Consider the following 17,971-nt stretch of genomic DNA (forward strand, 5'->3'; position numbering starts at 1 on the left):
TTATTAAATGAACATTACCCAAATAGAAGAAATCGTTAAAAAATTAGCTGTAGACATTAATAATAGCCAAGTTAACAAGGATGAGTTTATATACCAACTAATGGCGGCTTACGGACATCGTAAAACAACCATTGGCCGTATTAAATCAGGTGAACGTAACTTAGCTAAGGTAGAAGGTGAAGTAAGAGCCAAGCGACACATTTACTTTAAGCAAAGCCAAAATGATTGTGTGTTATTAGATATTGATAACATGAAAAAAGAACCATCAGTTACTCGCGATAAAATTCGCTTTGTTATAGCTACCGACTTTAATCAGTTTGTTGCCATAGATACTCGTACCCATGATACCTTAGATATTGAGTTTAATGAGCTGGGTAAACATTTTGACTTCTTCTTACCTTGGGCGGGAATGGAAAAAGCAGTTTACCAAGGTGAAAACCCTGCTGATGTTAAAGCCGCAGAAAAAATGGCTAAGTTGTTCGACTTAATTAAAGCCGATAACTTTAGCGAAGAGAACAAAGACGATACCACTGCACTTCATAACTTAAATGTATTCTTAACCCGTTTGCTCTTCTGCTTCTTTGCCGAAGATACGGGCATATTCAAACAAAACCAATTTAGCGGTGAGCTTGAATCACATACCAAGGTTGATGGCTCTGATGTTAATAGTTACTTAAATCGTTTATTTGAAGTTTTAAATACCAGTAAAGAAAACCGTGGTGACTTACCTGATTACTTAGCTAACTTTGAATTTGTCAATGGTGGCTTATTTGCGAGCACAATAGCCTCACCAAGGTTTGCGACTAAATCACGAAAAATGCTCATCGAATGTGGCAGTGAACTAGATTGGTCTGATATTAACCCTGATATTTTTGGTTCGATGATCCAAGCTGTTGTCCACCCTGACCAGCGTGGTGGTATGGGTATGCACTATACGTCAGTGACTAACATCATGAAGGTTATTGAACCATTATTTTTAGATGAGCTTTATGCTGAATTTGAAAATATTGAAGACAACATTGATGCTAAGTTGAAACCAAGTCGTTTACGTAAACTTCATGAACGTATTGCGGAAATTAAATTGTTTGACCCAGCCTGTGGATCTGGCAACTTTCTGATCATTGCCTTTAAAGAGTTACGCAAGCTTGAAATGGAAATTATCAAGCGCTTACAAGAATTAGATCAAAACGACAATCAAGATGATCTTTTTGGTGATGTAGGACTAGATTCATCTTTTTCACGAATCAAGCTTTCTCAATTTTACGGGATTGAGCTAGATGATTTTGCTCACGAGGTCGCCATTCTTTCATTATGGCTTGCTGAACATCAAATGAATGTTGAATTCAAAGCTGAGTTTGGTGAGTGTGAACCTACGTTGCCGCTTCAAAATGGAGGCCATATTATTTGTGGAAATGCAACTAGGTTAAACTGGGATGAAGTGTGCACTAAAATCAATAACCCTGAAATATTTATTATCGGTAATCCACCGTATTTAGGCTTTAAAATGCAAAATGCAGAGCATAAGTTAGATATAGAATATGTTTTTCAGGGAATTAAAAATTATAAAAAGTTAGATTATATATCATGCTGGTGGTTTTTAGCTGCCAAATATATCAGAGGAATAAGAGGAAAAGCTTCATTTGTATCAACTAACTCAATATGTCAAGGAGAGCATGTAGGTTTACTTTGGCCTGAAATGTTGAATCAAAACATTGAAATATCATTCGCTCACAAGTCTTTTAAGTGGAAAAATAGTGCGAAAGATAATGCAGGAGTTATTTGTATTATTTTGGGATTACAAAATCAACAAGAAAAACCCAAATACCTTTACGAAGGATACGTAAAAAGAAAGGTTTCGAACATCAACCCGTATTTAAGTTCAGGCGAAAATATAGTAGTTAATAAGTTAAGTAGTCCAATTTCAAATTTCCCCAAAATGTCGCTTGGTAATATGCCCAAAGATGATGGCAATTTTATATTAAGCAAAGATGAAAAGGATACCCTTATTGCAAGCACTCCTAAAATAAAGAAGTTTATCAAAAAACTGATAGGTGCTCTCGAATTCATAAGAGGCTCAGAAAGGTGGTGTATCTGGATTGAAGATGAATTTCTAGAAGAAGCTTTGCAAATACCAGAAATAGTAAAAAGAGTTGAGGCAGTAAGAAAGTTTAGGGCTGATAGTACAGATAAATCGGCTAACAAAATGGCATTAACAGCACATAAATTTCGTGAACAACATGTAGCAAAAAGTCACTCGGTGATTATACCAACGGTGACATCAGAAAGGCGAGATTATATACCTTTGGGTATATTGAACGTTGATACAGTTATTGTTGCACCTAATAACGCCCTTTATGATCCGTCATTGGATGTTATAGCTGTTATTTCATCAAGGATGCACATGACTTGGGTACGAACTGTTGCAGGGAGATTGAAAACTGATTACAGATATTCTTCGGTACTTTGCTATAACACCTTCCCGTTTCCAAAAATTACTGAGGCAACTAAGACTAGGTTAGTTGAATTATTGTTAGATATTTTTTCTTTACAAGAAAGTTATGTAGGAAAAACAATTGCAGAGTTATATGACCCACTTAAAATGCCTAAAGATTTATTACAAGCCCATAAAAATTTAGATAAAGCTGTAGAACAATGTTATCAAAATGAACCATTCAAAGATGATTCTCATCGGTTAGATCATTTATTTGACTTATATTCAGAAATGACAGGAGGTCAAAATGCGTAATTTAATGGAATTCAAATATGCCCAAAGTGGTGCTAGTTCAAATACTAATGACATGGGCATGCGGGCTATGCAGTCTCGTGCTTACGAAGGAAGAAACAGCCAGTACCTTTTATTAAAAGCTCCTCCAGCATCAGGTAAATCAAGAGCATTAATGTTTTTGGCGTTAGATAAACTACATAACCAAGGCGTTAAAAAAGCGATTGTAGCTGTGCCAGAACGCTCTATAGGAGGTTCATTTAGTACCACTGAGCTTAGCAAATACGGTTTTTTCTGTGATTGGGAAGTTGAAGAAGATAATAACCTTTGTACTCCTGGTGGTGAAGCTAGTAGAACTAAAGCGTTTAAGCGTTTTATGGCAGGTAACGATAAAGTACTTATTTGTACACATGCAACGTTACGTTTTGCCTTTCAAGAAGTAGAAGATACCGATTTCAATGATTGCTTGATAGCTATTGATGAATTTCATCATGTGTCTGCTGATGGTGAAAACGTATTAGGTGATGTTTTACGCTCGATTATGGCTAACAGTAGTGCTCATATTGTTGCTATGACAGGTTCGTATTTTCGTGGTGATAGTGTTCCTGTATTAACACCTGAACTGGAGGCTCAGTTCGACAAAGTATCATTTAACTATTACGAACAACTTAATGGTTATAACTACTTAAAATCGCTTGGCATTGGTTATCACTTCTACCAAGGTAAGTACACTGAAGTTATTCATGAAGTACTTAATTCAGAAGAAAACTATGGTAAGAAAACCATCATTCATATTCCTAACGTTAATTCTGGTGAATCAACCAAAGAAAAATACGATGAAGTAGATGCCATTCTGGAAGTGCTTGGTGAAGCAGGTAAACGTGATCCTGAAACTGGCGTTATTCCTGTTACCCGAAATGACGGTACGGTAATAAAAGTAGCTGACCTAGTTGAAGAGAATGATCGTGATGTGATTCAAAATTACTTACGAAAGATTAAACATGTAGATGATATTGATATCATCATCGCATTAGGCATGGCCAAAGAGGGCTTTGACTGGGAATACTGTGAGCATGCATTAACCGTGGGTTATAGAAGCTCGTTAACTGAAATCATTCAGATTATTGGTCGCTGTACTCGTGATAGTTCAAATAAAACACATGCGCAATTCACTAACCTCATAGCCCAGCCTGATGCTGAAAATGACCAAGTAACTATTGCCGTGAATAACATGCTTAAAGCGATCACTTGTTCATTACTTATGGAGCAAGTATTGGCACCAAACTTTAAGTTTAAAGCCAAAAAAGATGATGACTTTGAGCCAGCACCACCGGGTACAATGAAAATTGGTGGGTTTAAAGAGCCAAGCACTAAGCGTACTAAAGACATTATTGAATCTGACTTAGCTGATTTAAAAGCGGCTATTTTGCAAGATGATAAAGTAATTGCTGCTTCAGCAGGTAAAGTTGACCCAGAAGTCGTTAATAAAATACTTATCCCTAAAATAATCCAACGTAAATATCCTGATTTAACTGAAGCTGAAGTTGAAGAAGTTCGCCAACAAGTAGTCGTTGATTCAGCAGTAAGTACAGCAGAAGTGAGTGAACAAGGCGGTAAAAAGTTTGTTCGCTTAGCTGATAAATTTATCAACATTGATGAATTGAGTATTGATCTAATCGATCAAATTAATCCGTTCCAAAAAGCCTTTGAGATATTGTCAAAATCAGTAACAACTGACGTACTTAAGCTTATTCAAGAATCGATTCAAACCACCCGTATTCAAATGGACTTTGATGAAGCTAAATTGCTATGGCCTAAAGTTAAGCTGTTTGTTCATGAAAATGGCCGTGAACCTGATTTAAACACGTCTGACTTTACTGAAAAGCGTTTGGCTGAGTGTTTAATTTACATTAAACAAGAAAAGCGCAAAAGGATGCAAGCGTAATGAAAAATGAAGAATGGCAAAAGTTAAAGTCGATGGAGATGGACGACTGGTTAAGCTTCATTAATGATGATGACGAATTAGGGCTTACAACCGTTAAAGTTAAATCTAAAGCGCCAACGGCAGATGAGCACTTAGTTGCTAAGTTTCAAGAAGTAAATGATTTCTATAAAGCCAATGGCCGTTTACCTGAAAATAATATGGCAAACATTAGTGAGCTAATGTTATTTAAACGTTTAGATTCTATTAGAGGTAATGATACCCAGTGTCATGCGCTGGTTGATTTTGATGAATTTAATTTATTGCCTTTAACGCATGAAGTAGCAGAGCCTGCGGCAGAATATAAACCAGAACCTAAACCTGAACCAAAGCCAGTGGTAAAAGAAATTAACTCAGTGGAAGATATATTCGCTGATGATGATTTTGGTTTACTGGGTGATTCTGACGATAGCATTTTTAATATAAAACATGTTAAAGCAGATAAACGTGCTGAAAGCGATTTGGTTGCAAGGCGTAAGTCATGTAAAGATTTTGCTAAATATAAAGACCTTTTCCCGGTTGTTCAGCAAGAGCTTAACAGCGGCCAGCGTAAAATCATTGAGTTTGATGATAAAGGCGAAAAACTTCAAGCTGGTGAATATTATGTGTTAAGTGGGGTACTGATGTACCTCGAACACATAGATATCACCAGTGAAGCAAAAACTGTTGATGGAAAGCGTTTCAGAAAGGATGGAAGAACTCGGTGTATATTTGAGAACGGTACTGAATCAAATATGCTTTATCGCTCTATTGCTAAGTCACTATATGCTGATGGCAAAATGGTTTCACCAAAAGGCGAGCACTTTTCTGACATTAAAAATGTTGGTGAAGATGATGAGTCGGCAGGATTTATTTATATTTTATCAAGTCAAAGCCAAGACCCTCGCATTAATTCAATTTCAAATTTATTTAAAATTGGTTACGCAACAACACCCGTTGCAAAACGTATTGCCAATGCCGTAAATGAACCAACATACTTAATGGCCCCCGTAAATGTTGTTGCTGAATACGAGTGCTACAACATGAATACCCAAAAGTTTGAGAACTTAATTCATACCGTTTTTAAAAACGTGTGTATCGAAGTAGAGATAGCTGATTTACAGGGCAGCATGTGCAAACCGAGAGAATGGTTCAGTGTACCAATCGAACAAATAAATACTGCTATTGAGCTTATTGTTAATGGGCAGATTGTTAATTACCGATATAACTCAACATCACAGAAAATTGAGTTGAGATAATAATAATAACCAGTAAAAAGGATTAAACATGGCCAAGTTACAAGCACAATTTATGTCGTTTAACGACATTATAAAAATGGGTACCTATGAAGAAAATGCAATTCTTAAAGACAAACGCGATCTTCTTATCAATGAGCTGCGCAATTCGTTAACGGACGAAAAAATTCCTGATACAAATAAGTCATTGACGTTTTCAAAAATTGATCTTGGCTCATATGCTATGAACACAGGTGTTAAGCCTGCCAGTGGTGACTATGACATAGACGTTGGGATTATTTTTGATATAACAAACGATGAATATGATTCAAACAAACTAAAAAAATTGGTGTTCGATAAGCTTAATAAAAACCACAACCGAACCGTTGAGTTCAACAAACCATGTATTACTGTTAATTATACGAGAGGCTACCATGTGGATTTGGCAATTTATTCTAAAAATAGCGAAAATCATCACATTGCCTGGGGCAAAGAGCACTCAATAGTAAACCGAAAGTGGTGGATTGCAGATCCCAAAGGATTAAAACAATGGGTTAGTGATGTTGCGACCGAAGCTGAACACAAAAAACAGTTTCGCCGTATTGCACGTTTCTTGAAAAAATGGAAAGCCAAAGCTTTCAGCGACAATGGCAATAATGCACCACCTTCCATTGGTTTGACCATTCAAGCACGAAAAGCTTTCAGATACCAAGAAGGTAGTGATTTAGATGTTCTGATTGCTGTAGTTCAAAGTATTAAAAACAGTTTCAATCAGACTTGGGACCTCGATAGTAGCTCACAAAAATCGATTATCGACATAGAGTTGCCTGTTCAGCCATACAAAAATGTTTATTATAAAATGACAGAAAATCAGCAAGATACCTTTTATAATCAAGTTGTAAATTTACTTGAAGCTATAGAAGCTGCTAGAGATGAATCATCTGAGCATGAATGTAGCAAAATTCTACGCAAAGTCTTTGGTAATGACTTCCCTTTAGTCGAAGACAGTAAACAAACTCATACTGCACCATATGTCCCCACGGGTACAAGCGCTTGAACCAAGTTGAACTTTCAAGGATGATTTCAGAATTGAAATCATCCTATGTTGAATCTTTTCAGGAAGAAAAAGAACGGCATTTTAATTTTGTTTTAGTCGGAAAAAAACGTAAGTGGGAAGTTGCTATATATTTCCCCGAGAGCTTTCCTTACTGCCTACCCAAGTCTAAGTTGCTTAATCAAGATCTTATTGGAACACTGGCGCATATCAATCAATTTGGCACTATTTGCATTGAAGAAAGCGATACTGTTTTTGCTGATTATACGAGAGCACATGACATTATTTGTCAATATATTGAAGATATAGTTAAACTCTTAAACAGGATAAGCCTCAAAATATACCAAGACGAATTACTAGATGAGTTAGAAGGTTATTACCAACCTAATGATAGTGTTGCTAGTTTTTACCATGCTAAAGATAAAGCTGAAATGGTTTACCTGAGAGTTATTGAAAGAGAAAAGAAAAAAGGCCCCAAAAATTCTATACCCGTTGTGATGTTTAGTCGTAATAAGGCTTTGCCGTATCAATTTAGTAACGTAAAACAGTTAGGGCAGTATCGCGCTACTAAAATATTGCATTTACCTCTAGATAGCGCGGTATTACCTCCAGTAGGAGGCAAAAATTTTAGCTCTCAGTATTTTTCAACTTTGCTTGATTATGTAAGTGAACAAAACAAAAAAATATTAAATAAACTCGTTCAGAAATGCCGCTCATTTAATATCTTTTACGTATTACTATCTATGCCGAGAACTAATGGTGAAAGAACACAGTTTTTATTGAGGTTTAGCGCTAACCATCATTTACCTCACCCTATTGTCGAACATTCAAACGACTGGCAGATTGAAATGTTTTCAATTACGCGGAACTCAAAAGAGTATCTCGTAGAACGTGGAGGCGGTGACATTTTATTGAGTAATAAAAAAGTTGCTGTTGTTGGCTGTGGATCTGTAGGGGGCCAAGTGGCAAACATGTTAGCTAAAGCTGGTGTAGGGGAATTGGTATTAGTCGACCCCGATATATTAAGTGCCGACAATATATACCGACATCATTTGGGAGGCCGTGAATTAAATTTTGAAGCTGATAAAAAGACAGGTCGCGTTTATACACGGAGTAAGGTTAACTCATTAGCCCGTCAATTACAGAATGATTTACCATACATAAAAGTTAACACCAAACCTCTCAATTTTGCTGAAGTCATCAATGACAAGGATTTAGTGAATTGCGACGTTATTGTGGTTGCTGTGGGCGCACCGTCAGTAAACTTACAAATTAACCAAGTGTTAAAAGACAGAAACTTCAATAATGTTGTTTTTTGTTGGAATGAAGCGGCTGGTTTAGGTGGCCATTCCATTGCTTTAAACCTGCAGGTTAGCTGCTATCAATGCCTTCATACTGATGGCAACCAGTTGAAAGCTGAAAGTGAATTATCGCTTGTTTGTGTAGGGCAGTCTATTTCTAAAAATCTTACCGGTTGTGCTGGTGTGTTTACTCCATTTTCTTTTTTAGATTCAAGCAGAACCGCTGAGTTGGCCGCAACTCAGACAATCGAAATATTGCAGTCTTTTACAACTGAGCTAGCAATCAGCTGGAAGGGTAATAACTCAACAAATCTAAAAACAACTGATAGATACGCCACTATGCCATTGAAAGAGCAATTGCCTTTAAAACAGCATCATGATTGTAGGGTTTGCAATGACTGAAGAATGGCAAATGGATGTAAAAGGATACGGCTTGATTAGAGTATCAAAAGAACTATTGGCAAAATTATGTGATTTTCGGCAATTACCTAAGCAATCACCTGAATCTGGCGGTGTATTAATTGGTAAGCACCTTAATTCAGCGGGTGTATTACTTATAGATCAACTTACCCCGCCTCAAAAATCAGATAAGCAGGGGCGCTGTGAATTTTATCGATCTACTGAACACAATAAGTTGGTGAATGATATATGGCAAAAAAGTAATAAACATTCAACTTATGTAGGGCTTTGGCATAGTCACCCTGAGCCTACTCCAAACTATTCTTTGGTTGATAAACAAGACTGGCAGAACGCACTTATTCAATCAAAATACGAAAGCAATAAGTTGTTTTTTGCAATTGTAGGACAAACGCATATTCGGATGTGGATGGGCACAAAACCTACTTTACGAACCCAAATATCATTAATTGGAGAATATAAAATTGGAAACTAATTGGTGGAGCAAAATTAAGTGGTTGATTAGCGTCTATCGCGATTTGAAAAAAAACTCATTACCAAAAACAATTGCAGGTACAAGGATTATTATCGCAGCTATAGCTAGTCCGGCACTTGGGGTTGCAATAAACTTAATTCTACCTCCAAGCTACTATTTAGGGAGTATAGAAATAACAAACGGTGGCGTATCATTTTTAACATCAACATTAGGCGTTATGGGATTTTTATTGGGAAGTGGACTCATACTCTTGGATATTAGAGCAGAACTAAACCAAGCTCGAAAAGTTGCAAGAGTCATAATCTCTGGACTACCTAGTATGCCTACTCATTTCCCCTCGGAAATATTAAGCAAGTCTGAGCAAAGGCTTGCTAGAGAGCCTATAGAGCTAAGTATTCAAGATGATAATATTGAAAAACAAGTTGAACGCTATAATGCTGAAGTGTGCGTTGACCTGTTCAAAAGATTTGTACTTCACCACCAATGTGAAAAACTCTATATAGGTGGTTTAGCTAGAATTCCATTCTTAGTGGCTTACGGTGTATTTCTAAGGAACGTTAGCAATATTACTTATTTCGATAAAATGCACGGCTCCACAAACTGGCGTATTTTAGATAACGAAGATGTCAACATCCAATTGAGTAACACTGAACCACTTCCTAAAGCAGATGAAAATGGAAATGTGGGTCTAGCCGTTGGTTTATCAACCCCTATACTGCAAGAACAACTTTCTATTGAATTTCAAAACAATACGGCTATCTTAAGTTCAACGACTCTAGTTGAACGTAATTTAGTACTCAATCAAGAAAATCTGCAAAGATTATCTAGTTCATTGTTGGCAACAATCGATGCATTATCTAGAGACCCCAAAGTTAGGAGAATACATCTGTTTCTATCTGTGCAGTCTTCGTTAGCAATTGAAATAGGCCGGAAGTTTCAAGAAGGGATACATAAAACGTGGGTAATTCATAACTTCAATGGTAACAAAGGACATTATGAATGGGCTTTAGAACTGTCTGGAAAAGGGGTGAAAATTTATGATTAAAGGCCGTCAAATAAAAACCTAGCTGGTGGCTCTGTTACTGGTGCGTATTCTCATGACTTTGATCACCGATTCTCATCAGCTTTGATCACTTGATTTATCATTTTGTAGAGCCATTCTTAAACTAACTTAACTGATCATCATCAGTCAATTTATTTAACTGTTTTCGTATCGATTCTCCTTTTAAATTCACCTTGATTGCACCATGAATAAGCCTGTCTAAAATAGCATCAGCGTGCGTTGATTCTCCGATCATTTCATGCCAGTTTTCCTGTGGTAACTGACTAATAATGATGTGTGATTTATAACCATACCTCGCATCAATTAATTCAAGTAAGTCACTTCTCTGTTGAGCACTGAGTGGCTCAAGCCCCCAATCATCTAAAAATAAGTAAGTCGACTTTAATGAGTTTACTCAGTAACTTTCGATAACTGCCATCGGCCTGTGCTAGGAATAGACTTTCAAGTAATTCTTTTAGCCGAATATAAAAAACGCTTTTACCTTGTAGGCAATGTTCATGGCCTAAGGCACACGCTAGGTATGTTTTGCCACAACCTGTTGCGCCCGTGATTAATATATTCTGATGTAAACTCAGCCAGGTACTTTGGCTGAGACTACGTATTTGCGTTTTATCTAGGTTGCGCTTCGGCGAGTAAATGAGTTGGTTTAATTGACCCGGTAACCTGAATTTAGCTTGTCGTACAAGTCGATCGATTTTTCTTTCATCACGTGTATCAATTTCATGTGTGAGCAATAAACTGATGCGCTCTATAAAGCTTTGCTCTTGATATAGGTTTGGCTGTTCAAGCTGTTGCTTGAGTGCTTGCTTTATACCCGATAACTTGAGCAGTTGAAGTTGCTGATTAATGGTGTCTATCATGTTGGTATTCCTTAATGGTAGTAATCTGTGCCACGTATGTTGCTATGTTTGACTGATTTTTCTGGCTCTGTTTGCTGTGTGGGTAAGGGTTGCTGATCTAACCCTTTTTTTAATATCTGTTTAATTGATCTAAGCGTGGTCGTATTCATACTGATTGCCCGATAACATGCTTGTTCGAGGCGTGGTTTTGAGTAGGTTTTAGCTAAACTCAACACGCCTAAACAGCTGCGGTAAGCTTGCTCAGGATGGCGTTTTCTATTAAGCAGTAATTCAACAACCTGATGGGTATAATCACCGATACTCAATGCCCATGAGCGTAAGTTTATTGGTGACTGCTCATGCTGTTTTTGATGCGCCTTTGGCATATGATGTGCCTGTGTTGTATGTCCGCCTAAACGGTTCGACCTTGGATGTTGCGCAATCAAGGTATCGTGATGATAAAGCTGTACGAGTTGATTGGTGATGTGTGCACGCAATTGTTTCTTAACCCATTGATGTGGCACGCTGTAGTAGTGTTTTTCTATGTCAACATGATAATCAATGTGTACACGCACCGTTTTGATTTGTGTGTATTGATAAGGGTTCTCAGGCAATGGTTTTAATGCATTTTTATCGACTAAATCAAATAGCTGCTTGCGTGATTGTTGGTATTGCTTCATCACCTTATTGTTCATCACGTCAAGTAACTTTGCTATTTCATGATTTAATTGCGCTAAACTATAAAAGGTTTGGTGACGCAAACGCGCCATGATCCAACGCTCTACAATTTGTACACCGACCTCAGCTTTGGATTTATCTTTGGGTTTATAAGGTCTAGCGGGTATGACAGCGACATTAAAGTACTCTGCTAGCTGGTGGTATGTCGGGTTTAGGTCAGGCTCGTAGCGACAAGTTTTACTCACCGCACTTCTGAGGTTGTCGGGAATAACAACGTCAGGAACACCACCTAAAAACTCAAAGCAACGGGCATGACTCATCACCCAATCTTCAAGTTGTTGACTATAGGTTGCCTCAGCATAGGTATAATTTGATGCGCCTAGTACAGCAACAAATACCTGAGCGGTACGTTTTTCCTGTGTCGTAGGGCAAGTGATGGCAATTGTGGGACCACAATAATCGACAAACAGTTTTTCACCGCCTTTATGCTGCTGACGCATGGATAGCCGCTGCGTACCTAACCACTGCTTATAAGCACGGCAGAAGTGACTGTAGCTGTAATAAGGCTCGCCCACTTTTTCAAGTAACTCATCAAACACGAGCTGCAATGTTAAGAGTTTATGTTGTTTTAAATCCTTATTGATACTTAACCAATCAGGCGTTGGGTATCTTTTCTTACGTGTTGAGAAGCGCCTTAGTTTGGTATTGAGAAACGAATTTTGTTGCTGCTCCTCTGGAATTGGCCATTGATTAAAGCCTAATTCATTCGCCTTTTTAACATAATTTGCGACGGTGCCAGGCGAAATATTTAAGCTTCTTGCGATCTCTCGATGAGATAACTTTGCTGAGTACTTCAGCCGTAAAATAGAATGTAATTTACTCATAGATATAGGTTTTGTTGCCATTATTGTTATCCTCACCAAACGATTTAGATAACGGTTTAACATACCTACAAAAATTGATAAAACATGAACTCAGTGACGAGTGGTATTAAGCTTTGATCGGCAAAATCATTAAGAGCACAAAAGTGATCATTTACAAGTGATTTTAGTGATCAAAGCTTAATGAGAATAAGCGATCAAAGTTAATGCCATTGGGTGATCAAAGCTGGAGAGAATATGCAACTGGCATACGTCATGCTGAAATAATTGGATGTACAGGGCAAGCTTTAACTGCTCCAAGAAGCAAGGTTAAAGAGCTTAGCGACAGGGAAGAAAGCCACAAACCGGGAGTGATACTGTTTATATTGGTGAGGCTGAGCAGGTTTCAAGTCGAGTATATCAGCACTTTGGCAAAGGTTTTTGGAATGAAGAGATCTGCTAACGAATAAAAATGAAAATTTAACAAAACACACGTCAAACTCTTAGAATCGAGATTAGTTGTTTTAACTCATCAAGTAAACAGAGATGAATTGCTTAATAGTAATCTGCCATTACATTACTGACCTTATCGACAGTACGATTAGGTCAGAACGTATATGCAGAGGGCCAGCAGAGCTACTACAGTTTAAGTCATCACAATAAGGCTTTTATACCATCAGTTAAACCACTTAACGTTAGGGGATACATTTTATTTTCAACAAGTTGCGACATAATATTAATTGAAGCATAGTATGGCCATTGCGGTTGCCCTTGAGGGTTTAGCCAAATAACATTATCAAAATGATCTGTTATTCTTTGCATCCAAACACTACCAGGCTCTTCATTCCAGTGTTCAACACTGCCGCCGGGGTAAGTTATTTCGTATGGCCCCATGGTGGCATCACCAACAAAAATCACTTTATAATCTCGACTGTAAGTATGCAGCACTTGCAATAACTCTATTTTTTCACTTTGCCTGCGAGTATTATCTTTCCAAACAGTTTCATAAACACAATTATGAAAATAGAAAAATTCAAGATGTTTAAATTCAGCATGCACGGCAGAGAAAATCTGCTCGCAAATTTTGATATGATCATCCATCGAACCACCAACATCGAAAAACATTAATACTTTAATCGCATTATGGCGCTCGGGTTTCATTTTGATGTCTAGATAACCTGCATTATTCGCGGTTGCGGCAATCGTATCGTCTAAATCCAATTCTTCACTAGCACCGGTACGAGCAAACTGTCTAAGCTTACGAAGCGCAACTTTAATATTTCGCGTACCAATTTCAACTTGATTATCCAAATTTCGATATTGACGCTTATCCCATACTTTAGCTGCTTTACGATGACGAGAATTGTCTTGGCCTATTCTTATGCCTTCTGGGTTGTAGCCATAAGCACCAAAAGGAGATGTGCCACCTGTACCAATCCACTTATTGCCCCCTTGATGACGTTTCTCTTGCTCTTTTAAACGCTCAGCCAATGTTTCCATTAACTTGTCAAAGCCACCCACAGCCTCTAACTGTGCTTTATCTTCTTCAGTTAACGACTTTTCAAGTTGCTTTCTCAACCAATCCTCAGGGATACCATCTAAATCAAGTTCTAATGATTCTACGCCTTTAAAATAGTCGGCAAAAGCACGGTCAAACTTGTCAAAATAGCTCTCGTCTTTAACTAAAATAGCTCGGCTAATAACGTAAAAGTCATCAATTTTGGCGAATACTACCTGCTGCTCTAATGCACGAATTAAATCAAGTAATTCACGCATAGTGCATGGGACTTTATATTCTCGAACTTTACTAAAAAAACCAATTAACATAAGTTATCGACCAGAGCGATTGATAAAGGCTAACTTTTCAAACAAGTGTACGTCTTGTTCGTTTTTCAATAATGCCCCATGTAATGGTGGGATAGACTTCTCTCTGTCTTTGTTCTGTATAGTTTCAGGTGAAATATCGTCAGCCAAAAGCAACTTGATCCAATCGAGCAGCTCCGATGTAGAAGGTTTCTTTTTCAATCCTGGGATATCTCTCAAGTTAAAAAAAGATCCAAGCGCTTGATCGAGTAATGACTTTTTAATATTTGGAAAATGCACATCAACAATTTTCCCCATTTCGTCAGCATCTGGAAATTGTATATAGTGAAAGAAGCACCTTCTGAGAAAAGCGTCAGGAAGCTCTTTTTCATTGTTGCTTGTGATAATAATGATTGGTCTATTTTTAGCCGTTATTAATTGACTTGTTTCATATACGTAAAACTCCATACGATCTAATTCCTGAAGCAAATCATTCGGAAATTCTATATCGGCCTTATCTATTTCATCGATCAATAAAACGCAGCGCTTGTCACTTTCAAATGCATGCCAAAGTTTCCCTTTTACAATATAATTAGCAATGTCATGAACTTTATCTTCACCAAGCTGAGAGTCTCGCAGTCTTGATACAGCATCATAATCGTACAAGCCTTGCTGTGCTTTGGTCGTTGATTTGATATTCCACTGTATTAACTCCAAGCCTAAGTTATCTGCAATTTCTTCTGCTAACATGGTTTTTCCTGTACCAGGCTCGCCTTTAATCAATAAAGGTTTTTCGAGGGTAATAGCTGCATTAACTGCAAGCTTAAGCCCATGACTTGTTATATAGTTTTCTGTGCCGTTAAATGACATTCATTACCTCTGTTATTAATTCTTTGGGGTTATGCTATTGGCTTTCAAAAGTTCTTGCAAGTATGTTTTCCGCTGGCTTGCATTGCTTTGGTTTTTTATAGCGCTAAACAGTTTTTCCTTTGGCCCGACGATATGAATTTCAGTTTCAGCCCTTGTTATGGCAGTATATAACCATGCGCGATCTAAGTTACTACCTCTAGAGAGCGCAACAATAACACGCGGGAATTGCGAGCCTTGCGCCTTATGTAATGTGATAGCGTAGCCTGCTTTTAACGAAAGAAGCAGAGCTTGTGTCAAGGGAATGAATTCTTGATTCTCATCTTCAAAATCAGCCATTTTTACCATACCCAGATGTCCATCGGTCTGTTCAACGTTAATCAATTTACCAAGAGAACCATTCTGTACACCCGCATCGTAATTATTTTGTGTGAATAATACAGGGTCGTTTTGATATAAATCATCTTGGAAATGTTGCCCATCTATATCAAATACAAGACGTTTACCATCAGGATTCAACTCTCGTTGGCATTGTGTATTAATCTTGTCTACTAAAGCGTTGGTAGGGGCTACTACGCGACTTTGGGATGGTGATTGCTTGTATAGCTCTACACACGCATCAGCAACGTGATCAAATTCAACATCGTGGAATGTGATTGCCCCTGTTGTTAGCGAACTAGGTATCTGCCCTTCATTAATCAATTTTGAATACTCTGGGATCCCCGAACTTGCTCCTTGACGTTTAACAATATCCAAGTGGGTGTTTCGTATAACACCAGATCCAACAATGTCGGCTAAGATGTTTCCAGCACCAATTGGCGGGAGTTGATTTGGATCTCCAACAAACAGGAGTCTTATAGATGGATCTATATGTATGATGATTTTAAATATGGTTGATAAATCAACCATTGAGCTTTCATCGATTACAAGTAAAAATTTGTTGTCACCTAAATCGTCAAGAGGTTCTTCTCTTAAAAATTTGGCGATAGTAGAGCACGGACGCTTAATGCTTTGGCGCATTCTCATGGCTGCTCGACCACTCAATGCGACAGCTTTAATATTATATCCAAGTTCCTGATAGGAATTTAAAACCGTATTTAGTACCGTTGTCTTGCCGGTTCCAGCCCCTCCTGTGATACAAGAAATAGCATAGCTCACAGATGTCATTACAGACTCTTTCTGTTGATACTCTAATTCAAAGGGGTTTGCTGAAAAAGCGTTAACACAAGCCGTATTTTCAGCTTCTTCGTATTTTTCACCTTGAGCATGTAAATTTAAGAAGCGCTTAGCGACAACATTCTCCATTATGAAAGTAGGAGTGAATTGATACTTTCCACTGTCAGGGTAGATGATAAATGCGTTTTTATCATAAGCTCCGTTCAGTGCTTGATTGACGAGTTCATCACAATGTAGTAATTCTTTTAAGCGTTTTCTTATGTCCTTATTGCTCGCGACAGTATGTCCCTTGGTTGCATGCTTTCTGAGGCATTGAGTAACCGCCGCAACTAAGCGCCTATCATCATTATCATTTACGTTAAAATGTGTTTTAGCAAGCTTGTCATTGGCTTGAAATGTCATACCAAACAAGCTGAGCGAGTAGGGGTTCTCTTTAATTAATTTTGTAGGATCAGCATCTACTTCAATATCATCAAACTCTAATGTTCTATTATTACCCCCTTTAAACTTATAAATTCGCTTTTGAATTTGTGATGGAATTCCATGCTCAGTAAAGAACTTTGAGTGTTTCAAGAAAGAGAATTTTTCATAGCCAGTTATAAGACTGATTGCTGACTCTTTACCAAGGTGATTTACCGTTAATAGTTTAGCTAAGTCTTTATCTTCTAGAACTTTATAAACACCTTCACCAAAGGCTTTCCATAGGCGTTCAGCAGTTGAAACACCAACACCTTTGAAGTGAGGCGTATCAGCAATAAATGATTTAAACCCTACAGGGTTGTTAGATAAAATTAGTTTAGCGGTGATCGCATCAGCATTAATATGATGCTTTTTAATAAAGTAATTACCATCAAAGCTAGCTGCTTCTTCATAGCTTGCTTCTCCGGTGATTGACCATATTTCACCTTCAGATGGCTCAGGGAATATAGTGTCTGATAGTTTTATTGTGTAGTAATTAATCTTATTGAGTATGGTGTGATGTACATTATCAACAGAAACTGCGCTAAAGGCCATTGTTGAATCGTTTTGCTTAAAGCTTGTAAAGACTTTAGTTATACGAACGGTGATATCTGCTTTGTAAGCTGTTCGCTGGCTCATAGTTTTGATAGTTCCTCGTAAACTTCAGCAAATTCACTTAAACGGCCTTTGTTGGCTCTGAGAACCTTATTTTCAGCCTCTAACTCAACAATGCGCTGTTCAAGGTCAGGTACGCGAGATTGCTCTCTAGCAGCCTTTAACGACTCTCTTTGCAGTGTTTTAGGTGCTCGTTCTTCTTTTTCGCCTTTTGTTGTTAAGGCTGGCAATACCAATCGCTCTCTGAGTCCATCCTCAAGCTTTTTTAAATCATCTTTAATTGTTTGGTTGGAGCCTAGTACAGACTTGGCAAAGCCACATTGTTCAGCAATGTTTTTTCGATTTAATTTACCCCTAAAAATGATATCAACATAATCCTGATCGGACATAGAATCTCTCCATGTCTCAAACAACTTAACGCTATTATCTCCAGATACTGAGGACATG

At 37.7% G+C, this 17,971-nt stretch carries 12 protein-coding genes and 1 pseudogene; 7 read left to right on the forward strand and 6 right to left on the reverse strand.

What is annotated here, in order from left to right; genetic code table 11:
- Positions 1 to 7: 7 nt before the first annotated feature.
- From FGD67_RS01710 to FGD67_RS01740, 7 genes are read left to right on the forward strand one after another with little or no spacing between them, the layout of a single operon-like run.
- Positions 8 to 2,746 (forward strand): DNA methyltransferase, encoded by a 2,739-nt coding sequence (locus FGD67_RS01710; RefSeq protein WP_257173405.1) that lies wholly within the window; start codon positions 8 to 10, stop codon positions 2,744 to 2,746.
- On the forward strand, positions 2,739 to 4,667 hold the full coding sequence (locus FGD67_RS01715) for a DEAD/DEAH box helicase (RefSeq protein ID WP_257173406.1): 1,929 nt from the start codon (positions 2,739 to 2,741) through the stop codon (positions 4,665 to 4,667). Before FGD67_RS01710 ends, FGD67_RS01715 begins: the two co-directional genes overlap by 8 nt.
- A complete protein-coding gene (locus tag FGD67_RS01720) occupies positions 4,667 to 5,941 on the forward strand; it encodes a GIY-YIG nuclease family protein (RefSeq protein WP_257173407.1) in 1,275 nt (424 codons plus the stop codon). Before FGD67_RS01715 ends, FGD67_RS01720 begins: the two co-directional genes overlap by 1 nt.
- A 28-nt stretch (positions 5,942 to 5,969) precedes the next feature.
- Positions 5,970 to 6,974, forward strand: coding sequence for a nucleotidyltransferase (locus FGD67_RS01725; protein ID WP_257173408.1), 1,005 nt, complete (start codon positions 5,970 to 5,972; stop codon positions 6,972 to 6,974).
- A 32-nt stretch (positions 6,975 to 7,006) separates the two neighbouring features.
- Entirely contained in the window at positions 7,007 to 8,674 is a 1,668-nt protein-coding gene (locus FGD67_RS01730; RefSeq protein WP_257173409.1) for a ThiF family adenylyltransferase, read from the forward strand.
- Positions 8,667 to 9,164, forward strand: a complete 498-nt coding sequence (locus FGD67_RS01735) for a Mov34/MPN/PAD-1 family protein (protein WP_257173410.1) — start codon at positions 8,667 to 8,669, stop codon at positions 9,162 to 9,164. Before FGD67_RS01730 ends, FGD67_RS01735 begins: the two co-directional genes overlap by 8 nt.
- Positions 9,154 to 10,209 (forward strand): SAVED domain-containing protein, encoded by a 1,056-nt coding sequence (locus tag FGD67_RS01740; RefSeq protein WP_257173411.1) that lies wholly within the window; start codon positions 9,154 to 9,156, stop codon positions 10,207 to 10,209. Before FGD67_RS01735 ends, FGD67_RS01740 begins: the two co-directional genes overlap by 11 nt.
- Positions 10,210 to 10,330: 121 nt before the next feature.
- Here the strand turns inward: FGD67_RS01740 and istB are convergent.
- The 6 genes and pseudogenes from istB to FGD67_RS01770 form a co-directional block, all read right to left on the reverse strand.
- Positions 10,331 to 11,087, reverse strand: a pseudogene (gene istB / locus FGD67_RS01745) (IS21-like element helper ATPase IstB).
- Between the two features lie 11 nt (positions 11,088 to 11,098).
- The gene (istA, locus tag FGD67_RS01750; protein ID WP_257172047.1) at positions 11,099 to 12,649 is read right to left on the reverse strand and encodes an IS21 family transposase; all 1,551 of its coding nucleotides are present in this window, start codon (positions 12,647 to 12,649) and stop codon (positions 11,099 to 11,101) included.
- A gap of 609 nt (positions 12,650 to 13,258) precedes the next feature.
- Positions 13,259 to 14,431: a VWA domain-containing protein gene (locus FGD67_RS01755; RefSeq protein ID WP_257173412.1), complete on the reverse strand. Its 1,173-nt coding sequence runs from the start codon at positions 14,429 to 14,431 to the stop codon at positions 13,259 to 13,261.
- A 3-nt stretch (positions 14,432 to 14,434) separates the two neighbouring features.
- Positions 14,435 to 15,277: a MoxR family ATPase gene (locus tag FGD67_RS01760; protein ID WP_257173413.1), complete on the reverse strand. Its 843-nt coding sequence runs from the start codon at positions 15,275 to 15,277 to the stop codon at positions 14,435 to 14,437.
- 15 nt (positions 15,278 to 15,292) lie between these two features.
- On the reverse strand, positions 15,293 to 17,548 hold the full coding sequence (locus tag FGD67_RS01765; protein ID WP_257173414.1) for an ATP-dependent RecD-like DNA helicase: 2,256 nt from the start codon (positions 17,546 to 17,548) through the stop codon (positions 15,293 to 15,295).
- Positions 17,545 to 17,970, reverse strand: a complete 426-nt coding sequence (locus FGD67_RS01770; RefSeq protein ID WP_257173415.1) for a VPA1267 family protein — start codon at positions 17,968 to 17,970, stop codon at positions 17,545 to 17,547. Before FGD67_RS01770 ends, FGD67_RS01765 begins: the two co-directional genes overlap by 4 nt.
- Position 17,971: the final 1 nt, after the last annotated feature.

The organism is Colwellia sp. M166, assembly GCF_024585285.1.
Classification (GTDB): Bacteria; Pseudomonadota; Gammaproteobacteria; order Enterobacterales; family Alteromonadaceae; genus Cognaticolwellia.